Below are 22721 nucleotides of genomic sequence, written 5' to 3'. Positions count from 1 at the left end.
AAGTTATGAATCAGATGGAAAAAATGGGTAAAAATAACAATAATGTAAAGGCTAACAAAAAAGATCAGTCTGAATTTTTTAATACTACACAAAGCAGTGAATGAAAAAATAAAAGAGCCATCCCCGAAGCGGGTAGAATAAAAAAATCTTGGCAGCCTTAACTGCCGGGATCTTATGTCTAAAGAAATGCGAAGAAGTGCTCAAAATTTTGAGTGCTTCTTTTATTTTCTTTTTCAACTTAAGAGCAGTTCAGTTGCATTAGAGAAATAATTCCATTATGTCTCATATCATCCATAAGGATACCTCCATTTATTAGGATATAAGGTAGAGTTTTACTGGATGAGAAATAAATATATAAAATATGTGTGGCTTTTATAACTAAGATAAACTGAAATTTTTGGTTACATTAATACTCTGGAGGTGATTATAATGGTAGATAACAAAAAGCAAAGTAGGTCAACAGATGCTGAAGTACGTGCAAATCAAGCTGAAGCGTCTCGGAACCAAGCTGGATCTTCAGGTAAATACGGAACGGAATTTGCTAGTGTAGATAACAAAGTAACCAGAAAAATTGAACCAGTAATTGAACAACAATAGAAAAAAGGCACCCTTTATGGGTGCTTAGTGTGTAATTATTTGTTTTCTGGTTTGGGAATTATCAGAACAATGAAGAACAAGAAATTTCCTTCAAGTAACTATACTCCTTATGATGACACCGAACTAAAAAGACTACTAAGGATATAGCCTCTTAGTAGTTTTTATCTCAAGTAGTATATAACTAACCATTTTTGCGATTGCTTAAAAAAATATATCAATAATTATTATTTTTAGTTCCATCCGCAAAATTTAAAGATGGAATTTCCTTCTACTTGAAATAAACTTTCTAACTTAGCTATTAGATTTTTTATTTTTAACAGATTCCTCTAATAGCAGGGCGTTTTCTAAGCCATTATCACTAAATGCATTATCGCTATTTAAATTATCCACAATGGGAACGTGATCCATAGTATTATCTGTTTTGTTTGAACCTCTTTGTAACTTGTGATTATTAACTTTTATCATTTATTTTCCTTCTTTCCCTCATTTTATATTACTTTAACCTTTTTACAGTGTGAAAATGCAGAAAAATTTAATGAACTAATTTATTAAGTTTGTGAAAAATATACTTAAATAAACGGGTGCTTGAGTGGATGAAGGAGCTGCAAACAAATGCAGCCTATTTTATTCAACTCACGAGGCAGTTTTGATCGAAGTAGAGAAATGACTCCCTTATGTTGGAATTGACCGAAATTTGCAACAAAAAAAGGAGTTGTTTTGTATATATTTCAAAATAAATCAGAGAATAAAAAGATGAAAGAAAACAATGGAGGAATTGACAATGAAGGAAAGTAATCGAAATCAGAACGATCCTGAAAATAAAATGAAAATATTTAAAAACATAAATCAGTCAGCTTTAAACTACGTGCAGCCAGCTATTGAAAATGAGGCAGAGTCGTCTCGAGATGCAACTCAAAACTTAGTTAACAATACAATCAATAAACAAGAAACGTAATGGTTTAAGTCAATTTATATCTGATTGACTTATTTTTTATTACTACAAACTTAAAGCGTAAAAACGGAAGACCGAACTTACTTTAAGTCAAGATTCAGTGTGGTGAGTTAATAGTTACAAACATATAAAAACATATCGATGATTTTTACTAACGTTGGCGATGCTTCATTAACGAAGAATCGCTTTTCCTTTTTCAAGTAACCTGCCGCTTATATACAGTATCAGCAAAAAAACGTTGATGTGATGCACCTTTTATCATTGTTTATATATATCCAAAGATAAGCGTTTAAAGACTTGTCTTGGAGCCTCTGTAGGTACGATTTGTCTTGAAAGGCTGAAGCAGTTGTTTCATCAGGCATCCAAGCCTATCATACCCACCCCTCCAAGTAAAGTCCTATGTTTGTTAACGTTGAAAACTATAAATACTTACTGTAGATAATGCTTCTACAAAGATAAAAAACTGGCATTTTTACTATCTTTACTTACGTTGAATACGGTAGAAAATCATACTGTAGATAAGTAAGTTATTAGTTTAATAAGGAATCCGGTTCTGAAAGATGTCCACTAAGAATTAGAAATCCATTGGTGTTGAAATATATACGTTTTTCATTGTCGTTTTTTGTGTAGTATCGCGATTTCGAATGCAACGTGTAACAAAGTACACCACCTTTTTGAAAGAATTATGAGCAGTATAAGAGAGATTGTGAAGAAATTCACTTAAATTATCGGGTGCTTTTATTGAACAAGTACTTGTTTAAAAAAAAATTCAAAGAATGTTGATATATCCACCAACATCCCTTTTGTGTTGTCAATTACACTCCACACATTGTGAAGCGGTTGCGTGGTTGGAGTTGGTATAATAGAAAAGCAGTTGATATAGAAAAAATCTATACCATCTGCTTTTTTGTTTATAAAAATACCATTCAGGACCGATTTTCGTTAAAATAAACATTGCTGATTTTCACAATAGTTTTTCACACATTATAAATGTACAAATGTACTTGTGTTTGATAATAAGTTATTAAGCATGATATAAGTGTAAAAGAAGTGGAACATTTGGCTTTATATTTTTTGATTGAGAGTTTGAAGTTGTATCCATAGTGAGAGGATTTGAGTTTGAAATGATAGATAATTTTTGGCGTGATTTACCACGACCATTTTTTGTACTTGCACCAATGGAAGATGTGACAGATGTTGTTTTTCGTCACGTAGTAAGTGAAGCCGGTCGACCGGATGTATTTTTCACAGAGTTTACAAACTCGGATAGCTATTGTCATCCAGAGGGCATGAAAAGTGTGCGTGGCCGTTTGATTTTTACAGAAGATGAACAGCCAATGGTGGCTCATATTTGGGGGGATAATCCCGAATATTTCCGTCAAATGAGTATTGGCATGGCAGAGCTAGGATTTAAAGGCATCGATATTAATATGGGATGCCCTGTACCGAATGTGGCATCGAGAGGGAAAGGTAGTGGCCTTATTCTGCGTCCAGACGTTGCGGCAGAACTTATTCAAGCAGCAAAAGCGGGCGGACTGCCTGTCAGCGTGAAAACACGACTTGGCTATAAGGATGTAAATGAGTGGGAGGAGTGGCTAACGCATATTTTAAAACAGGATATTGCGAACCTTTCTATTCATTTACGTACAAGAAAGGAAATGAGCCAAGTAGAGGCGCATTGGGAGCTAATTCCGGAAATCAAAAAATTACGTGACCGTATCGCACCAAATACGCTACTAACAATCAATGGAGACATTCCTGACCGTCAAACTGGGCTGCAGCTTGCTGAACAATATGGTATTGATGGCGTTATGATCGGTCGAGGTATTTTTAAAAATCCTTTTGCTTTTGAAAAAGAGCCAAAAGAGCATAGCAGTAAAGAATACCTTGATCTTTTAAGACTGCAGCTTGATCTTCAAGATCAATATGCGGAAGTACTGCCACGTTCAATCACAGGGCTTCATCGCTTTTTCAAAATTTATGTCAAAGGATTCCGTGGAGCTGGTGAATTAAGAAATCAATTGATGAACACGAAATCAACAGATGAAGTGCGTGCATTGCTTGATAACTTTGGAAAAGAATGTTGATGGAACGGGGACAGTGAAATGATGTAACTCTCAAAAAGTTAGAGAAAAAATGAATCACATCAACTCATGTGTACTTATTTTATTCAGTTTCAAGTTCCTTTGCAGCCGGCAACTTTTGTTTTGATAAAGTCTGTTTTCTGAAAGAAAAAGGTCTCAAGAATGTAATAAACCCACCAGCACCCTTGTGTTGCCACATACACTCTGCACATTGTGAGGCTGTGGCGAAAATTGAATTGGTATGAGAGTAACAGGCTTGTCCATTAGCGATAAGCCTGTTTTTCCGTCCATTGGAGCCGAAGGTGGAAACAGGACTTTATCTTGTCTGGAAGAAGTATCAGATGTTTACAAAAGCAGCAAATGTGTTCTTGGAACAAATCTAGTGTAGTATATTCTAAGTTGAATAGCTCTTTTATCAAACTAACTATAGAAAAAAGACTTTCTAATGGGTTACTATTTTATAAACTAAAGGGGCTTATCTTAAATATTTGGATGGAAAATGCTGGATATTTTGTTTTGCGAAAAAATGGCAGCATTCTTGTGAAAATTGAAGGATGAAATAGGATTGTTTGTGAAGAAATACACTTAAACAATCGGGGGCATTTCTAAATAATCTGGCTGCTATGATGCAGCCTTTTCTTATTCGACTAAAGGGCAGGTTAGCGAAATAAGTGATATGAGAGGATGAGCATTATTTCAAGGAGGAAATATGCTCCTTTTTGCTGAATTTATATTAGAACTCTAAGGAGAATTTATGAGGTGAGCTATATGCTGGAAGAGTTAGATGAAGCAATTACAAAACCACACAATAAGACTGATGTGGATATACACCTTGTTGGTTTTAAAAAATATTTAGACAAAATAACAGTTAATATTAACCTAACATTTTGTTATGAAGAGGAAATTCAAGAGGAGTGGCAGATTGTATGTGAAGACATCGGAACTCATAGGTTTGAATACGATGTGTTTGAAGAATGGGAGGTACTTAGTGAACACGAGTTGCTATGGAATTATAACAAAGAATGGGGTGAGATATTCTTTAACGGAAGAACTAATTCGACTACAGAAGTTATTGGGGAACTTTATAAAACTCATAATGACAATACCGAAGGTTACATACCGTTCGGTGAATACATAAATAATAGAATTGATACACTTCTAGATGGAGGATTTGGACTTTTTGCTAAGGGACCATTAAACTTATTGGATTCATATAGGAATGTGTTAACAAAGTACGGTTATAAGACAACTGTGTTGCCACTACATTATAGAAACGAACAGGACTATTCAACAGATTATAGACTATTAGTAATGGGTAACTCCTATGTGGTTGCTAAGAATTTTTCAGCTCATAAGGTTAAAGGATGATATTTAAGGGAGTTTGTGAAATATTGTACTTAAGCTAACGGGTGCAAGAGTTTAAAATATGTTGTGGGGTGTTAATAATGGGGGCTTTATCCTTAGTCGCAGGTGTTGTATGTATCGTAATTTCGTTGAGTTTTTTTATACCAGATTTAATGAAAGCAAAAATCTGCTAAGGACAAATGGGGAGTATTTTTTGAATTTGTTATAGAGCCTTTTGCGGGATTAACATCCTTGTTTTATTTAGGACTTCTACTGATATTATATGGCTTATTGAAGGTTTCAAATTTACTATGAATTTTTTTCAACAGGCAAAACCGCCTGTCTGACGGGGTAGTTTGGAGAGATTGTGAAAGACTGTACTTAAACTACCATGAAAATATGTTTCTTCAAGATAAGAAAATGACAATACTTAAGAAGACCCTGCTCAAACGTTAAAAAAAAGAGGAGAGCGATAATAATAAGTCTATGGATTAGGGTTGACTGGATTAAGGTCAGTATCAGTATTGACCCATCCTAACCATTTTCATTCTCTGTGGTGAAGAGCCGATTTTTGCGATTCATGGATGGCTAACGGGTGCGTTTCTTTAATAAGGAGGAACGCTCTTTTTGACTAACGAAAACAATTTTTAAAACCGAACTTTATCAAAAAAATATATTTCTAAGGAAAATAAATCGTATTACAGCTTGTCCAGTATTGCTATTTCGAAGGCATTAGCAACCGGTGGAACTGTACATACACTGAACTACCGGCAATATTGTTTGTATTATTATTGAAATATTCTAATTTCGATGGGACAAATATATACTGTATAATAGATAAAAAATTAGGGAGGCAGTAGCATGAAACGATTAGCAGTCTTTTGCGGTTCAAGTTTCGGTGCTTCAGAGGCGTATAGAACAGGAGCTATTCAACTAGGAAAAGAGTTAGCTAAACGGGACATTACATTAGTATACGGCGGTTCAAGTAATGGGTTGATGGGTGCAGTTGCAGATACAGTATTAAATGAAGGCGGTCATGCGATTGGTGTGATCCCTAAAGTATTGGAGGAACGTGAAATATCTCATAAAGGCTTAACGGAGTTAATTACTGTTGAAACCATGCACGAGAGAAAGGCAAAAATGGCTGATTTGTCTGATGGATATGTGGTCTTGCCTGGTGGAACCGGTACACTTGAAGAGTTTTTTGAAATGTTCACGTGGGGTCAGATTGGTTTGCATCAAAAGCCATGCGGTCTTTTAAATATTAATCATTATTATGACCCATTGATCAGCTTGTTTGACCATATGATCGAACAAAGATTCCTCCAAGAGAAATTCCGTTCGATGGCAATTATTGCAGAACAACCAGACGTATTATTAGATAAATTTTTAGACTATATACCTCCAACGATCAAATCATATGAATAGGAAATGGATATGTCGTTGTGCCTGGGAAAGATTAAGAAGACCTATGCAGATATAGCTGGTTTTTATGGGATAAAGGAGAAGAACGGCCCGGCATTAGTATTAATCGGGGTGAACCTTATCAACAGTAAATGATGTTTTTTAAACAATAAATACTCGCTTCTTACTTTATTGTGATGCTTTTACGTAGACACAGTGCATCGAACGGAACGATCAACACAAAAGTAGAAGCGAAATCCAAATTAGCTGCCGTAAGTGTAACTCTTCCTAAAACGGGAGGGGAACACTGGGATCCACTTGCTAACTTTTGACACAGCGGCAAAGGCAAAAGCTCAATTTCTTATCAATGATCCAATGCCTTAGTTAGCAATATTGTGTCGATCATCCGGGTGGTGCCTTGCACCATTTTTTATGTTTTTCCAACCCAGGCATTTTCTGAGTATCCACGTTCTTCCCAGTACCCAATATGTTCATCTTTAATGAGTTCAATCCGGTTTAACCATTTAACGGATTTGTAAGCGTACATTTTCGGGACGATTAATCGAACAGGACCGCCATTCTGTTGATTAATTAATTTTCCATCTAATAACATGGCGACCATTATATCCTTCTCAATTGCTTGCTTTAGGGATAAGGTATCGGTGTAAACTCCATCAGCAGAATAAAATTTTACGTATTTTGCCTCTTTTTTAATACCTGAATTCTCAAGAAGCTTCTTTAATGGTATGCCTTCCCAAGTGATATCATAAACGCTCCAGCCTGTTACACAATGGAAATCACTTACTTGTACATCCCGTTTAAGCTGTACAAATTCACTCCAATTATAATGTTTTTTCTGTTCAACTAGACCATCAATCGTCAAGTTCCAATTCTCATTGGTGAATTTCGGAACCTCTGTAACTGTATAATACCGAAAATCTCCCTTCTTGCCCCCGCCGATAGGCGGGGAGGAGTTTGGCTTAGGCTCGGGCAAGGGCTTTAGTTGATTACCATCCGTTAAAGCTTCTGTCTCCCCGTATGTTGGGAGATAAGACCTTATCCATTTTGTAAAGGTTGGTAAAAAGGTAATAGCGATTAGGCTTCCGCTTAACACTTTTAAAAAGGTTCTTCTTTTATAAATCGGATTCCGGTCATCAATGATGATAGGTTCCTGTAAGCTCTTTTCTGATTGTTTTCCTTCCCCTAGTCGATTAAACCATTTACTGCGGGTAATGCTGTGATAGATGGTATATGGGGCCCCAATCCATGTGGCTAAATCATGGACGAACAATGACCAGGAGCTAATATACGGTGGAAATTGTCTATGAAAGGTTAACAAAAAACCTGAAGCAATCAATAGAATTAAGATCGTAAAGATAAGATAGAGATTGCGACGATTATTTTCCTTTTTTTGAAGTGTCTTGAGATGCTTCTTCATCTTAGGAAGATAAAACATCAAAGGTAGACAAAGAATGACTCCACTCCAAATATGAAGATCCCTGATCCATACTCTGACGGATGGAAAAATGGAACGAAAGGAAGAAGAAAATAAGATAGAACCTGTTACACTTAATACTAGAAATAAAATGGCATTAGAATGATGTAGTCGAATAAGTCTTTTGCCGAAATTCAACTTCCTTTGAAAAAAAAGTCGATAATTCATTCCTTACACCGACCTAACGTTTAATAATGGGGATAGTAACAGTAAAAGTACTCCCTTTTTCAAGCTCACTTGTCACACTAATAGTGCCGTCATGACTTTCCACGATCGAATGATAAGAGTAAAATCATTATCCTTCCATAGCCTAATGGCTTCTTCCCCGTTTTTTGCCGTCTAGACAAGATAGCCCTCGCGATCCAAATACCGTTGGCAAACATCCAAAATAGAAGAGCAACAGCAATTGGTAAAATTAATAATAGAATATGCAAAACAATCTTCTACCGAAATTACATCCAAACAAATAAAAATCTCATTTTGAACTGTTCCTGTGAACGGTATCATAAGTAACGGCGAAATAAATTGACTTTAAAGAATTATCTTTGGAAAACTAAATTTCCAGCCAAATAAGTTTCTTTAACTAGAATGGTATCTATCATGTCGATACTAATTTCAAATATGTCCTGGTTTAGAACAATAAAGTCAGCATGATTGCCTATAGCAAGCTGTCCGACATGAGGAATCCGTGTGATCTCTTGTGCTGCTTTTGTGTAAAGCATGATCGCGGTTGATACATCTATTCTTTGCTCTTGTCCAGTATTAGAACCATCATACGCTAAGCGTGTAACAGCGGACTTGATTCCAACAAATGGATTTACAGGATCAGCCCAAGCAGTCGCAGGAGCATCGGAAGAAAACGCCACTTTTATCCCTGCTTGCAGCATAGATCGAATAGGATAGGTTTGTTTTGTACGCTCAGATCCAAGGTTTTTATGGTAGCTCTCAATTTCTGCAAATACAAAAATGGGCTGAGTAACAAAGGCAATACCTGTTTCAGCAGCCCGTTGGATGGCTCGGGCTGAAGGCATTGCCGCATGCTCAATGCGAATAGAGGGGCCATTTGTAAGCCAGCCTTTTTTGCCATAGAAAGTGTCAATAATTAAGTCAATCGCCTGCTCGCCCATTGCATGGACAACTAATTGAATATGGTTCTGTTCAGCGGCTTCTGCAGCAGCTAATAACTCTTCCTTAGTTGTCGTTTGAATACCGTAATTTTCATCTTCCCCTAAGAATGGTGGATTGACCCATGCTGTTTTTCCAGAGACGCTTCCGTCTGAGAATAACTTGATACCGCCAATGTGAATTTGATTTTCTCTTTTGATTTTATCTGCTTCCAATAAAGGTTTGTCCTTCAAATCATCCCACAGATAATAGAGAACAGTACGTTGTTTTAGTCCTTTTTTGACAGCTGATTTATACATGTCCATGTAATCAGTTGGTAGAATTCTACTCGAAAGGTCTGTAATGGCTGTGATTCCATGGGAAAGCAGGAAAGAACTTAATTCGGCAAGTGACGCAGCGTTTTCTTCAAGAGATTTGGTGGGCATAATGCGATGGACGAGATCTTTCGCATTTTCACGTAATATTCCTGTTGGTTCACCATTTGAATCCCGATCAATTTTTCCGCCTTGTGGATCGGGTGTATCTTTCGTAATGCCTGCTAGTTCCAATGCTTTGCTGTTTACTACGGCAATGTGGGTACATGTCCGGCTAATGAAAATTGGAATATCCGCTGTGGCTTCATCTAAATCCCAGCGTGTTGGCTCTCTTCCTTCTGATAATTTCCCTTCATCATAACCCCAGCCTTCAATCCATTTACCTATTTCATATGATTTACATAAATTCTGAATTTGTTCAATTAAATCTGCGATTGAATTGACGAGTGGAGGGGTGCAGGCAATCTGGGTTGATGCATTTGCAAGCCACAATGGGTGTAAGTGCGAATCGATAAGACCTGGAAGCACTCTGTGCCCTTTAAGATCAACACAGTCTCCTTTAATATTTTCTAGACCTGATTGCTCACCAATCCACAAAATCGTACCATCACGCACAATCATGGTGCTTGCATATGGTTGTTCTGGATTAGAGGTGAAAATTTTCCCATTGATAAAAGTTTGTATTGAGTGTTTTCGGATGGCCATTTGACTTTTTCCACCTCTCAATTATCTTGTTTTGGAAAGTGATAAGCATATATGAAGTAGAGGAAATCGTCAAAAGGAAGGGACGACTCGCCCTCGAGCTCACCATTTCCAAAAACACTTGTTTTGATGGAGTTTCCCCATACTTGAAGGCTGTCGTTATTTGGATTGTAAAAGTAAACGCGAAGGTAGCCTTTTGGGTCATGGGATACTCTTTGAATAAGTACTGCATGGGCTCCAAGCACTTGACCAGATTGGTTGTAAATGGTAATCCCAGCAGGCTGGGGAAGACCTTCATTGACATTTGGATTACTCGAAGGGTGATAGTGCCGATAGAATCGGGCTGTAAAGTCTGAATCACTATAAATATCTGAAAACTCGGGCCAAACTCCATTGATATGAAAAGAGGGGTTGATCCATTTATGGGGATCATGCCCGCGTCCATTCGCAGCCTTTAACATTTCAAAATAGATAGAATCAAGGTGAGGAATCAAGAGTAGTGAGACGGTATCAATATTTTCCTCATCGTCCAGTGAGACATGAGGAAGCGCATCTGAAGATATGGGTCTTCCTTCAAAATTAATGGTGATCTTTCCATGTTCAAGAAAATGATTAAATAATTTGAGCAACATGACAGGATCCTTTTGTGACCAATAACTGAGCGCTCTTGTTGATTGGCATGTTGGGTTAAAACCTTGGCCAATCCCTAGGGGCTGCCCTAAAACGCTTATCATTCCTGAGACTATAAGAGAACGAATTGCAGATGTATCTAATATTTTATGAGCGGCTATAAGCCTATTCTTAATGTGATCATGAATGGGAACGTCTACAAGTTTCACCAATTCACTTATAAATTCGCTCGTAAATACATCCCGCTGTAGAAGGCGTATCAAACCGTAAATGCTTCTCCTAGTATTCATCGTAACGGCTGAAGTGATTAAAGAAGAAACAAAAGGCAGATTTGAGCGCAAGTTTTCCTTGGCCGTTTCGTCCACGACCAGCAGGCTCTGCAGCAAGTCTGTCTTTTCTTTATTTATAAATTTTAAAAATAATACATGGAAGGGTGAAACAAGACCGGTATGCTTCGTGGATTCACGCAGCTGCTCGGCTTCCTTGATTAGTACTAAATCATTACTGGTTTTCAGTTTATTTTCATAACTTTTCTTAGCAGCAGCTGCTAAAACTGATGGTGAATAGACTACATTTTCGTATTTCATCAAGCTTGAATCCGCAACGTTCCGGTCGCCGGCTAATCTTCTTGCATTGGCAATCAATTTCAGGATTTTTTTCGTTACGATAGGCCTTTGGACAGCGAGATTATCTATTTCCTGATACAGAATTTGAAAAACATGGGAAGAAAAACAATGGTCTGAGATAAATCCCAGAAGCTCTGACGCTTGTTTGTCTTTGTAAAGCTGCGTTACCCGATTTTCTTCCGTTTCCTTCATTAAAAGAAGATCCAGATTCAAAGCCATGACCTTCGTTAAAAATTCAGTTGCTTCTTCCGCCGACATTTCTGGATGTACATAATCACCTCTTGCAATGGCGAGAATTCTCAGATCGCTCATTGCCTCAGCTGCTGCAGTGATGCAGCCGGCATGCAAAGTGCCTCTTACAAGAGTGGGATTAAGCTTGCGGACATTCTCCCATGGCTTCCCCGCAAATACCCCAGCTTCGTCAAAGAGATGCGCATATTTAAAAATCTTTGCCAATCCATTCGGTTCTTTGAGAAGGGCAGCAGCTTCTTCAAAAACTGCAGATTGAAATAAACTTTTGGTTAATGCGGAAGTTTTCCATAACTGATAAAAGGCTCTTTGAAATGAATCCTCCGAAGTAAATAGAAAAAGTCCCATATATCCATTCCCTTCTCTGCATATTGCCTTCACAGTATCATATTGACAAAATATAAAGAGAATTACTTATTAGGAGAAAAAAACACAAATGCTTTGTTCAGACCGAGAAATGATGGCGATTTAGCTGGCAGATTTGTTCTTCAATATTACCAACTGAACTGAAGAGGCTAAAATTGCAGGAGTGTAATAGTCTGTTTAATTTTATGAATATTCTTTAAATTGAAATAATTATTTGATTAATTTAACATAAAACGCTAGATATTTCAAATAAAAAAGAACCACGAAATAATATTTCGGGTTCTTCGAATCTTTTGACTCATAAATAATCAATCTACTATTCGGCTGACATATATTCTTTCTCCAAAACTTCTTTTATAATGTTAATTCCATTTTCCAATTCCTCTTTTTTTCCATTTTTATCAATCATCTGACTGCCGCTTGCTGATTCAGGTTCAATCTCCCAGCGTGCATAGGTTGGAAATAAGTTACTCAATTATGATCGGCTCCTTATCATATATTCTCGTACCATTCCAATTGCCATTTTCAAAAAATGTTTTTTTACCGGAAACGATCATGACGCTTTCAACGCCTTTTTCCAAAGAATTAAGAGCGGATTGAACTTTCGGAATCATCCCGCGGCTGATTTCCCCATTTGCAATATAGGTATTGACGTCTTGTTTTGAAAGGTAACTTGAAAGCGAGCCCTCAATGAATACTCCATCCACATTGGTAACAAATAGGCATTGTTCTGCATGAAGGGCCTTAGCCACCTCTGCTGCCACATAATCTGCATTAATATTAAGTTTTTCGCCGTTTTCTGTTATTCCTATCGGGGTAATGACCGGAATATAGTTCCCATTAACAACAAGTTCTAAGAATTCTGTATTCACCATGCTGATTTCTCCAACGAAACCAAGCTCTTTCCGGTTAATATAATCAGCTTGTAAACAATCGCCATCACTTCCATTTATCCCAATAGCGGAGAATTGGTGCTGCTGAAGCATTGCCACAAGCTTTCTGTTTGTTTGGCCTGATAGTATCATTTCAGCGATATTTAGTGTATGCTCATCTGTTTTACGAAGTCCATTTACAAATTGTGGTTTCACATTAAATAATTCAAGCATTTCATTAATATCAGGCCCGCCGCCATGGACAAAGACCAGTTTAAACCCACGCTTTTCCAAATCGGAAAGGCTTGTAAAAAAAGAGGGTGTTAACTCGTCCAAAACACTGCCGCCACATTTAATAACAATATATTTCATCTTTTTTCACCGATCCTTACGTACGATAGCTGGCATTAATTTTGACATAGTCATAAGATAGGTCACAGCCCCATGCCTTACCGGATCCTTTACCCACATGAAGATCAACTAAAATCTTAATAAATGGCTGATTTAAATAATTGTGTGCTTCGTCCTCTAAAAACACACACGGTACACTATTTTCTAACATCTTAATAGGACCGATGGCGATATCGACTGTATAAGGGTTGATTGCCGCCTTTGTCTGCCCGATCGCACCGATGATTCGTCCCCAGTTGGCATCGGCACCAAATATGGCGGTTTTCACTAAATTTGACCCAACAATTTGTTTGGCAATGAATCTTGCTTCCTCATGATCCTTTGCTCCTAGTACCTCAACTTCAACTAACTTCGTAGCTCCCTCTCCATCCATAGCAATTTGCTTGGCTAAATTTTCACAGGCCTTAGTTAAAAGCTCAACAAATGTTTCCCATTCTGGATGTTCTGGATTTAACGGATTATTACCTGCCAGCCCGTTTGCCATAACAAGAACCATATCGTTTGTAGAGGTATCTCCATCCACGGTAATTTGATTAAAAGTATTATTGGTTACCATTTTTAAGGCTGCCGATAAATTCTCAGGAGGGATGGCTGCATCCGTTGTTAAGAAACCCAGCATAGTAGCCATGTTAGGGTGTATCATGCCGGACCCTTTTGCCGATCCCCCAATTGTAATGGTTTTGCCGTTAATGATGGCTGAGTATCCGCAGCTTTTCATCACAATATCGGTAGTCAGAATAGCAGTTTGAAAATCAACGGCATCACTGTTTAAATTGCCTGGTGATAATGATTGAATGCCGTTTGTGATTTTATCCATATCTAAATACTTCCCAATAACACCTGTTGATGCAACAGCCACATAAGTTTCCTTAATGTTGAATTTTTCAGATGTTAACGAGCGCATTTTTAATGCATCCTTGTGTCCTCTTACTCCTGTACAAGCATTGGCACAGGCACTGTTTACAATAACAGCCTGTAAGAGTCCTTCACTCGCTATGCTTTCTCGGGTTACTATTAAAGGAGCTGCTTGGAATTGGTTTGTGGTATAAACTGCCGCAGATGAAGCCGGGATTTCACTAATAATGACCCCTAAGTCCTTTTTAGTATAGCGGAGGCCGGCATTGACCCCTGCTGATGTAAATCCTTGTGGTGATAGTATATTCCCATTTTCAATTTCAACTAATTTATCCTTTATCAAAGTTGGCATTCTGAATCCTCCTTATGGGTACAAGGGAATAAACTCTAATCCCGTTTTCTCATCTAATCCATTCATCAAATTGGCATTTTGAACCGCCTGACCGGCAGCCCCTTTCATGAGATTATCGATAACAGAAACGATGGTTAATCTTCCTGTTCTCTCGTCAACATGTAATCCAATATCACAATAATTGGAGCCTGCTACTTCCTTTACAGATGGGAAATAACCTTTCTTTCTTATCCTTACAAACGGACTCCTCAAATACTGTTCTTTATATAATTCAATGAGTCTATCAGTACTCATTTTTTCTGTAAGCTTTACATAAATGGTAGCCATGATTCCTCTTGTAATCGGCAGCAAATGGGTATTGAAAGTAATCGGTGAAACTCCTGCATTCCAAAGGTTCAATTGCTGCTCGATTTCAGGAATATGCTGATGTTCATTTACCTTATATATTCGGAAATTTTCATTAATTTCCGAGAATAGCAGGCTTTTAGATACAGATCTTCCAGCACCGGAAGCACCAGATTTTGCATCAATAATGATTAAATCCGGGTCGATCAGTCCTTCTTTTACCACTGGTGCAAGACCCAGAAGAGTGGCAGTAGAATAACAGCCAGGATTAGCGATTAATTTTGCATCAATAATTTTTTCTTTATTCCACTCACTCAACCCATAAACAGCTTTTTTCAATAAATGGCTATCAACGGGTTCATGCTTATACCATTTTCTATACATTTCTCCATTGGTAAGCCGCAGGTCACCGGATAAGTCAATCACTTGAATACCTGTATCTGCGAAGGCTGGGACAAGCTTACTTGATACCCCTGATGGGGCGGCTATAAAAACGATATCTGAATGCTTGGCTATTTCTCCAGCATCGATATGCTCCAGTTTTAAGTTTGTAATTCCGTTCAAATGTGGGAACTCTTCATATAATGGAAGCTCATCCCTGGTCGTATGCACAGATTGTATTCTAAATACAGGATGATGATGTAATATACGAAAAAGTTCACCACCGCCATATCCAGTAGTGCCAATGATAGATACTTTCATGACGCTCCTCCTTGAGACGGTGTGTATTCATTCCCACACATAATTTTTACCCCAACTGTCTTTTGCCAAAGCTTCGACTTCTTCCACACGGCTGTCTTCTACCATATAGATGTCTCCCTGTTCGTATGGGTTATAGTGAAAGGCATACATTCTTGACAAAAACTCATGAAATGGAAGGGACGATTCACCCTCAATTTCACCGAAACCGAAAACGCTTGGCTCTATACCTTGACCCCAATTCTGGCCGCTATCGTTGTTGGGATTGTAAAAATAAATCCGGTAATCCCCATTCTGGTCTTTTTTAATTCTTTGAATTGCTACGGCATGCAGACCGAGCAGCGCCCCGTGTACGTTTGTCGTAAAAATGCCAACCGGGTTTGGATAAATCAATTCGTATCCTTCGTTATAATCCGGATGGTGGGTGGCATAGAACAGCCTAACGAATGTGGAATAGTTAGCGACTTTCAGTGTGAATGGATTGATGACATTCATAAAGCCCTTTGGAATCCATTCACCATAAAATTCCGGGTTCACCCACTTATGACCGTCCTCTCCGCGAAGGATGGTTCGTTTCATCATTTCTGTATAAATTTTATCGAGGTGGGACACAAGAACAATGGATACAGGATCCAACTCTTGGTGGATTTCTCCTGCAACTCCGACCTCGAGGAAGCTTGAGTGGATGGTTTCACCTTCAAATGTCATGTCAATATCATGATCACGGGCGGCACGGGCAATGTATTCCAGCAACTGGCCAATTCCATGCTGGGACCAGAGGGATATGGCTCTCGCTGACTGGCAGGTTGGATTGAATCCCTGCCCGACACCAAGTGGCTGTCCGAGAACACTAACGACTCCAGCAACAAGTACACCATTTAGACTAATCCCGCACTGTTCATATTCAGGCTTTGAAAGGATCTGCTTTACCTGAGAATGAATTGGAAGCTCAAACAGGCGGCGAATGGCAGGGAGGAGCGAATCCTGCGAAAGAACCCCTCGGTCAAGCATTCTTGCAAGGCCGTAGATTGCCTGACGTGTTTCAGGAAAAATAGACAGCTGAATCATATCGTGAACCAGTTCTTTGTTGGCATTGAAGCTTGCAGTTCCTGTTTCCGATAAATCAAGGGCAGCTGGAATAAAGTCAGGATACTTCCGGTTAAGGAAACGCAGCAGCACGGCATGATAGGGTGAAACAAGCCCGGTATCTTTCATCGCTCCTGCAAAGATTCTAGCCTCAGCCTCAAGTTCATCCGAATAAGCATCCGCTAATTTAATCCTATATTTCCTTTGATTGGATGTTTCTTTGCTGAGCGGTGTTGGAGCATTGGCCGCACGTGAGTACTTTTTAAGAGCCTCGGCTGTTTTTTCATCCTTTACACTTTCAATTAATGGTTCAAACATGCTGATCATGTTTAAAATCCGTCCAGTCATAATTGGACGCTGAACAGTAAGGCGGTTGATCTCCTGAGCAATTTTATCAGCTATTGCTTTAAACGATAGCTCTTGACCCAAGTAGTGAAACAAGTGCTGAGCCCGTATCATATGATCTTCTAATTGAATACGGTTTTCCTCGATTTCCCTAGGGAACAAAAGATCGAGATTAAGAGCGAGGATTTCATTTAAAAATGCGCATGCTTCTTCTGAGCGGATGTTCTCGTGTATGTAATCACCTTTGGCAATCGCAAGCATTCTCATTTCACTTAACAATTCAATAATGGATTGAACACCTTTTAGCTTCAGTGAACCGCCGGCAAGCGGAGACTGCATTTTCGCAGGGTCTTCCCACGGGCCGCCATGAAAGACGCCAGCTTTGTCAAACCGAGGGGCATGTCCATAGAGGATCGGAAGACCGTCCTCTGAACGAGCAAGCTCAATCGCTAGTTGGAAGACGTCCGTCTGGTACATGCTTTTCGCAAATGGTTTAGCCTCCTCAAGCCTGTCAAGGGCCGTTTCAAATCTATTTTTTAAGACTGATGTTAGTTTACTCATTCTTTTCTTCTTTGTTTGATTCGTCATCCTTTTCTTCCCCCCTTAAAGGTAAAAATCATATTTTTCATATTGTTTCATGAGTGTTCTCATGACTTCACTGTCATTGCCGGAGAAAAAAATCGTCCCATAATGGTTCCCAAAGCCCACTCGTTCTGCCACTTTGGAGGTGACAGGAATGAACATATCATGTCTTTCAAAATAAGGATGGTTTTTGAGCTCCTCTGGCATATTCAGTCTTTCAATGATTTTTACGTTTGGGTAAACCATCAAGCTGCCGGCATATCCCTTTGCAGATACCACTTCCTCAGGGAAAAAGGCCTCAAGTTCTTCTTCGGTTGTATCAGGGTCGCTACAAAGCACCTGTGCTTGAAACGCACTGAAGCCGTATGCCTTTTCGATCAATTCAAAAATATGACCACCAGGAACACGTGCAGCCACCTCGCCGAAATTCAATGTTCCATCCGGGGCAATAAAATATTCAGGGTGTATCACTCCATATTTGATTTCAAAGGCGTCGACAAGCTTCTCGATTGCTTCCTTGATCTGCGGCCGCCATTCTTCAAGGGAAGGGGAAGCAGGCACGAAGTTCGAGTGACCTAGCTTTACGTATTCGGTTATATTTAGAAATCTTACCTTGCCACCATGGATAAAGGCCTCACAGGAGAATTCCTGACCATCTAGGTGACTTTCCATCAGAAGGGGAAATTCTGACTCGGAAATTTGTTCAATGTCTTGTCGGTCCCGAATCAACCGGTGGCCAACGGTTCCTGCCTTATTAAATGGTTTTACATGAATAGGGTCATTCATATCTCCATCCAGTTTGATTAATGCTTCATTTACTCTATTTAAGAAACGATAGATATCATCTTTGTTTTCAGCTTCTGCAAATACACCCACACGGATGCCTGCCATTTGTGCTTTACGCTTCATCAATCCCTTGTCTCTCAATAAAAGAGATTTTTGGAAAATGCGCGTGTTATTCTGTAGCCTAGCATTCAAGGCACCCGCCCATTCAACGGTTTCCTCGTAGATTGGTACAGCTACTTTTGTATTAAGATCCTTTAATTTTTCATAGAGATCATCAGACCGTTCATCTAAATTGTCGAATACCCATGGGATAAACTGGATGTCATGGGTGTCAGCAAACCCTTGAAATTCAGGGGGACCAACAACCACATAGGGTCGATTCATTTTGTCAATCGCTTCGATTGCGTGCAGGCTCCAGCCAAGCAATGCTGTTATTTTTCCCTTGTTTTTTTTCATCTGCAAAACTCTCCCTATTTTTGAAATATGTAAAAGATCATAACAGCCCTATTTTAGCAAAAAATATTATTGTAATTTTCAGATTTACAATAATAGTACAAATGTTTAAAACTGTCTTAACAAAATATTTACATTGATTAACTAAAATAAGGTAGACATCATGTTGTCATATTCAAATATTCGGGCAAAGGGGTATGTTAATGAGCGACTGGTATAGTAGATTGACTGATTATTTTCCAGAAAAAGAAATGAAATCCAAAAAGCATTTTGAAATCCTTTTTCACGAAAAACAAGGAATCTATCAATTAGAGGAAAGTACAGATTATGTAATAGTCTACTTCGAAATGTCTGATTGTATCTTCATAGATTATATACTAGTGACCCGAAACAACCGTGGAAATGGGAGAGGAAGTAAGATCCTTGACCAGCTAAAACGAAAGGGAAAAACGATCATACTGGAGGTTGAACCAGTTACTATTCTAGATCCCGACTCGGATAAAAGAATAAGATTTTATGAAAAGAATTCTTTCTTAAAGATGAATTCCATTCGTTATGAAAGAATCCATATGGTCACAAATGAGTTGAATAAAATGGACATTTTTTGCTGGACACCAGTACATAGAACGGAAGAATGGGTGTATGACCGAATGAAAGCTATATATGATGATGTACATGCTTTTAAAGCAAGTGAACTGTATGGGCGCAATCCCCAGCCTGTATCAGATGTCCTTTGGATAAGAGAATTAACATATAGTAAAGCTTAGTTGAAAATTGTTATAAAAGTCACTAGAGTCAGTCACACACTACGTTATTGTGTTGGGGACTGGCCCTTTTTTATTGGTGAAAGAGCCAGTAAGTTAAGGGGTGGGATAAAACTCTCTCTATTTTTATCGTCTAAAGTAAGGGTTAATAATATTCAAGTTCCAGTGTGAATAAATTATAATAGATAGAAAAATAGGGAGGCAGGATCATGCAACGATTAGCAGTCTTTTGCGGTTCAAGTTTCGGTGCTTCAGAGACTTATAGAACAGGAGCTATTCAACTAGGAAAAGAGTTAGCTAAACGGGACATTACATTAGTATACGGCGGTTCAAGTAATGGGTTGATGGGTGCGGTTGCAGATACAGAATTAAATGAAGGCGGTCATGCGATTGGTGTGATCCCTAGAGTGTTGGAGGAACGTGAACTATCTCATAAAGGATTAACCGAGTTAATTAAGGTTGAAACCATGCACGAGAGAAAAGCGAAAATGGCTGATATGTCTGATGGATATGTGGTCTTGCCTGGTGGAACCGGTACACATGAAGAGTTTTTTGAAATGTTCACTTGGGGTCAGATTGGCTTGCACCAAAAGCCTTGTGGTCTTCTAAATATTAATCATTACTATGACCCATTGATTAGCCTGTTTGACCATATGATCGAACAAAGATTCCTCCAAGAGAAATTCCGTTCGATGGCAATTATTGCAGAACAACCAGACGTATTATTAGATAAATTTTTAGAATATATACCTCCGACGATAAAAACCTACTGAGAAAAGGCGAACAGTAACAGGTACTGTTCTCCTTGTAGTACTTAATGTGTCCCAGAAACATTTAAGGTAGTGTTGGTGACGGAGGTTTTCTTAAATGTGGAAGTGTTGATTTTTTCTTGTAATTTTTCATAATAAAGGTCTGGGTTGACTGGTAATTCTACCATTTCGTTTAACCAAGAAGATAAGTAAATGGCATTTGAAATTTCCAGCGCCTTTATTCCGACCTCACCTGGTGCCAATAACGATGAACCTGTTACAATCGAATCGATCCAATTTTGAACAATCATTGAATGATTCGCATTTTCAGACTTTACTAGAATTTCGACTTTCTGCCATTCAGGCTTACCGAATCCGCCTGTATACGAAGCATTAAATTCACGTTCTGATTGTGTTAATCGGTAAAAAGTAAGTTCTTCATTTTCAACAATGATTTGCCCGCGATCTCCAGCAACTTCGAAGCGATTCGACCCGGGAGCTTCTCCAGTTGAAGTAATAAATACACCTGTTGCCCCATTTTCATACTCCAAAAATGCGGTTACATCATCTTCTACTTCAATATCATGATACTTTCCTATTCTGCACATGGCACGAATGCTCTTTGGCAGTAACCCTGTTGTCCACTGGCAAATATCTAAATGGTGAAGTGCCTGATTCAATAGAACACCGCCACCTTCGCCTTTCCATGTGGCTCTCCATTTACCTGAATCGTAATAGCTTTGTGGACGGTAAATATCCGTAACAATCCAGTTGATCCGTTTGATATCGCCAAGTTCACCTGAGTGAATAAGGTCCCGTAATTTTTGATAAAGCGGATTGGCCCTTTGGTTATACATGATGCCAAACACTTTTCCACTAGATTTCGATGCCTCATTCATTTCTAGCACATCTTTTGTATAGACGCCTGCTGGTTTTTCAATGAGGACATGTATTCCTTTAGCAAAGGCTTTTTTGGCGAGTTCTGGATGACTGTAATGCGGTGTGGCAATAAGAACGGCATCAATTCCTGATTCATTAAAAAAAGTCTCTTCATCCTGGAAAATTTGCACATTTCCTTTTGTACTGTTTTTCACCCACTCGATTCGACTTTCATTCCTACTGCAAATCGCCGTTAAAGCTGCCCCTTTGATTTGTCCTTGATCCAGCATTTGAACATGGGAACTGCCCATATTTCCTATTCCAATCACGCCAACCTTAACTAAACCCATTTCTATCCCTCATCTTTTATGGAATTCTTTTTTTAATATGAAAATCCGAGAATTTATTCAAGAACGTTCTTTATATAGTATTAATGATAAAATAATTAACCACATCATGATACAGATGTATCATTTTTCTTAACTATAGTATAATGAATAGTAAAATCATATGTCAATCACAAACTTTTCCCATAATTTTCTTAGTGATTCTTTAAAACATATCTATTCCACGATCCAATATACAAAAACAAGTCAAATTTCAGTTATAATAGATGGGATATATTTGAGGAAGGAGTTCATACTTTTGAACAACGATAAACAGGATCAAACGAAAATATCTACTGTTCAGGTGATCTCTCGTGCGGCTAATATTCTAAGGGCACTTAAAGATCATCCCAAAGGATTAAGCCTGTCGAAAATTGCCAAAGAAGTGGGCCTGGCTAGATCTACGGTTCAAAGAATTGTTGCTACACTAGAACAGGAAAAGTTTGTGGCAGCAGTTTCCTCTGACGAAGGATTCCGTCTAGGGACCGAGATTGCGATGCTTGGGGCTGCTGTCCAGAGTGATTTAAGGGAAGAAGTTAGACCATTTTTAATACAATTATCGAGCCAAGTCAATGAAACGGTGGACTTGTCCGTATTAGATAACGGGAAGGTGCTTTTCGTGGATCAAATTATCGCTCCGCATCCATTACAAGCGACTTCACAACCCGGTGCGTCCTTTCCATTACATTGCACGGCCAACGGAAAGGCCATACTAGCCTCCTTACCTATAGCTGAGGTTGAGAGATTGTTACCGGAGAACCTGCCGCAGTACAATGACCATACGCTTACAAGCCGGTATGAATTGTTAAAGGAATTAGAAGTGGTTCGTAAAGAGGGGGTTGCTTTTGCCAAGGAAGAACACATACAAGGAATTTGTGCTGTGGGCGCAGTTATTTCTGATCAAATGGGGAATTTAAGGGCAATTTCGATTCCGCTCCCATCTACTCGTTTTTATGGCAATGAAGAGAAGCTAGCGGATGCTCTTCTTCAAACTTGTCGAACGATTAACCAGCACTTTAATAACAAAGGAAAATAATGATGACCTTAAGCAAAACAATAAAATAAGCTAGACAAGATATATCATAATGACATATCTTGTCTAGCTTACCTTTTTTGTCTAGAATGCTAAAGTATTCTAGTCCGTTTCACAAATGACGGTGAAATTAATATAAAAAAGAAAGCCAGTGTTTAAACTGTACCCGTTAGAGTAGACACTTAAAAAAGGTCTGCCCTATCGGGTACTTTTATGTATAATGAATAAAAATTGTA

At 38.5% G+C, this 22721-nt stretch carries 19 protein-coding genes; 8 read left to right on the top strand and 11 right to left on the bottom strand.

What is annotated here, in order from left to right; genetic code table 11:
• The first annotated feature begins 429 nt into the window (after window positions 1-429).
• Complete coding sequence (locus J7E77_RS24740) at window positions 430-597, top strand: hypothetical protein (protein WP_214717520.1); 168 nt, start codon at window positions 430-432, stop codon at window positions 595-597.
• Between the two features lie 291 nt (window positions 598-888).
• On the opposite strand, the gene J7E77_RS24735 is transcribed toward J7E77_RS24740, so the two are convergent.
• Entirely contained in the window at window positions 889-1062 is a 174-nt protein-coding gene (locus J7E77_RS24735; protein ID WP_214717518.1) for a hypothetical protein, read from the bottom strand.
• Window positions 1063-1378: 316 nt separating this feature from the next.
• Here J7E77_RS24735 and J7E77_RS24730 point away from each other — a divergent pair, with 316 nt between their 5' ends.
• The 4 genes from J7E77_RS24730 to J7E77_RS24715 all read left to right on the top strand — a co-directional run bounded on the left by J7E77_RS24730 (window position 1379) and on the right by J7E77_RS24715 (window position 6405).
• Entirely contained in the window at window positions 1379-1552 is a 174-nt protein-coding gene (locus J7E77_RS24730) for a hypothetical protein (protein WP_214717516.1), read from the top strand.
• Between the two features lie 1121 nt (window positions 1553-2673).
• Window positions 2674-3636: a tRNA dihydrouridine synthase gene (locus tag J7E77_RS24725; protein WP_214717514.1), complete on the top strand. Its 963-nt coding sequence runs from the start codon at window positions 2674-2676 to the stop codon at window positions 3634-3636.
• A 765-nt stretch (window positions 3637-4401) separates the two neighbouring features.
• Window positions 4402-5001: a hypothetical protein gene (locus tag J7E77_RS24720; RefSeq protein ID WP_214717513.1), complete on the top strand. Its 600-nt coding sequence runs from the start codon at window positions 4402-4404 to the stop codon at window positions 4999-5001.
• Window positions 5002-5838: 837 nt separating this feature from the next.
• On the top strand, window positions 5839-6405 hold the full coding sequence (locus J7E77_RS24715) for an LOG family protein (protein WP_214717511.1): 567 nt from the start codon (window positions 5839-5841) through the stop codon (window positions 6403-6405).
• Window positions 6406-6811: 406 nt separating this feature from the next.
• On the opposite strand, the gene J7E77_RS24710 is transcribed toward J7E77_RS24715, so the two are convergent.
• The 9 genes from J7E77_RS24710 to J7E77_RS24670 all read right to left on the bottom strand — a co-directional run bounded on the left by J7E77_RS24710 (window position 6812) and on the right by J7E77_RS24670 (window position 18677).
• Window positions 6812-8044 (bottom strand): molybdopterin-dependent oxidoreductase, encoded by a 1233-nt coding sequence (locus J7E77_RS24710; protein WP_214717509.1) that lies wholly within the window; start codon window positions 8042-8044, stop codon window positions 6812-6814.
• A gap of 371 nt (window positions 8045-8415) precedes the next feature.
• Window positions 8416-10020 (bottom strand): amidohydrolase, encoded by a 1605-nt coding sequence (locus J7E77_RS24705; protein WP_214717507.1) that lies wholly within the window; start codon window positions 10018-10020, stop codon window positions 8416-8418.
• Between the two features lie 17 nt (window positions 10021-10037).
• On the bottom strand, window positions 10038-11870 hold the full coding sequence (locus J7E77_RS24700; protein ID WP_214717505.1) for a hypothetical protein: 1833 nt from the start codon (window positions 11868-11870) through the stop codon (window positions 10038-10040).
• A gap of 334 nt (window positions 11871-12204) precedes the next feature.
• Window positions 12205-12363, bottom strand: a complete 159-nt coding sequence (locus J7E77_RS24695; RefSeq protein ID WP_214717503.1) for a hypothetical protein — start codon at window positions 12361-12363, stop codon at window positions 12205-12207.
• A complete protein-coding gene (gene argB / locus J7E77_RS24690; RefSeq protein ID WP_214717501.1) occupies window positions 12356-13132 on the bottom strand; it encodes an acetylglutamate kinase in 777 nt (258 codons plus the stop codon). Before argB ends, J7E77_RS24695 begins: the two co-directional genes overlap by 8 nt.
• A 16-nt stretch (window positions 13133-13148) precedes the next feature.
• Entirely contained in the window at window positions 13149-14378 is a 1230-nt protein-coding gene (gene argJ, locus J7E77_RS24685; protein WP_285290736.1) for a bifunctional ornithine acetyltransferase/N-acetylglutamate synthase, read from the bottom strand.
• Between the two features lie 12 nt (window positions 14379-14390).
• Window positions 14391-15425 (bottom strand): N-acetyl-gamma-glutamyl-phosphate reductase, encoded by a 1035-nt coding sequence (gene argC / locus J7E77_RS24680; RefSeq protein WP_214717499.1) that lies wholly within the window; start codon window positions 15423-15425, stop codon window positions 14391-14393.
• A 27-nt stretch (window positions 15426-15452) separates the two neighbouring features.
• Window positions 15453-17441: a hypothetical protein gene (locus J7E77_RS24675; RefSeq protein WP_251026850.1), complete on the bottom strand. Its 1989-nt coding sequence runs from the start codon at window positions 17439-17441 to the stop codon at window positions 15453-15455.
• 15 nt (window positions 17442-17456) lie between these two features.
• Window positions 17457-18677, bottom strand: a complete 1221-nt coding sequence (locus J7E77_RS24670; RefSeq protein ID WP_214717497.1) for an ATP-grasp domain-containing protein — start codon at window positions 18675-18677, stop codon at window positions 17457-17459.
• Between the two features lie 200 nt (window positions 18678-18877).
• Between J7E77_RS24670 and J7E77_RS24665 the strand changes: the two genes are divergently transcribed.
• Both J7E77_RS24665 and J7E77_RS24660 read left to right on the top strand, forming a co-directional pair.
• Window positions 18878-19441 (top strand): GNAT family protein, encoded by a 564-nt coding sequence (locus J7E77_RS24665; RefSeq protein ID WP_214717495.1) that lies wholly within the window; start codon window positions 18878-18880, stop codon window positions 19439-19441.
• A 206-nt stretch (window positions 19442-19647) separates the two neighbouring features.
• Complete coding sequence (locus J7E77_RS24660) at window positions 19648-20211, top strand: LOG family protein (protein WP_214717493.1); 564 nt, start codon at window positions 19648-19650, stop codon at window positions 20209-20211.
• A 41-nt stretch (window positions 20212-20252) separates the two neighbouring features.
• Here the strand turns inward: J7E77_RS24660 and J7E77_RS24655 are convergent, their stop codons facing one another.
• Window positions 20253-21416 carry a Gfo/Idh/MocA family protein gene (locus J7E77_RS24655; protein ID WP_214717490.1) on the bottom strand — a complete coding sequence of 388 codons (1164 nt, stop codon included), beginning with the start codon at window positions 21414-21416 and terminating at the stop codon, window positions 20253-20255.
• Between the two features lie 295 nt (window positions 21417-21711).
• Here J7E77_RS24655 and J7E77_RS24650 point away from each other — a divergent pair, with 295 nt between their 5' ends.
• Window positions 21712-22488, top strand: a complete 777-nt coding sequence (locus tag J7E77_RS24650) for an IclR family transcriptional regulator (protein WP_214717489.1) — start codon at window positions 21712-21714, stop codon at window positions 22486-22488.
• The last annotated feature ends 233 nt before the right edge of the window (window positions 22489-22721 follow it).

Source organism: Bacillus sp. ISL-77, assembly GCF_018613105.1.
The sequence above is the reverse complement of the archived record's forward strand: the minus strand, read 5'-3'. Positions and strand labels throughout refer to the sequence as shown.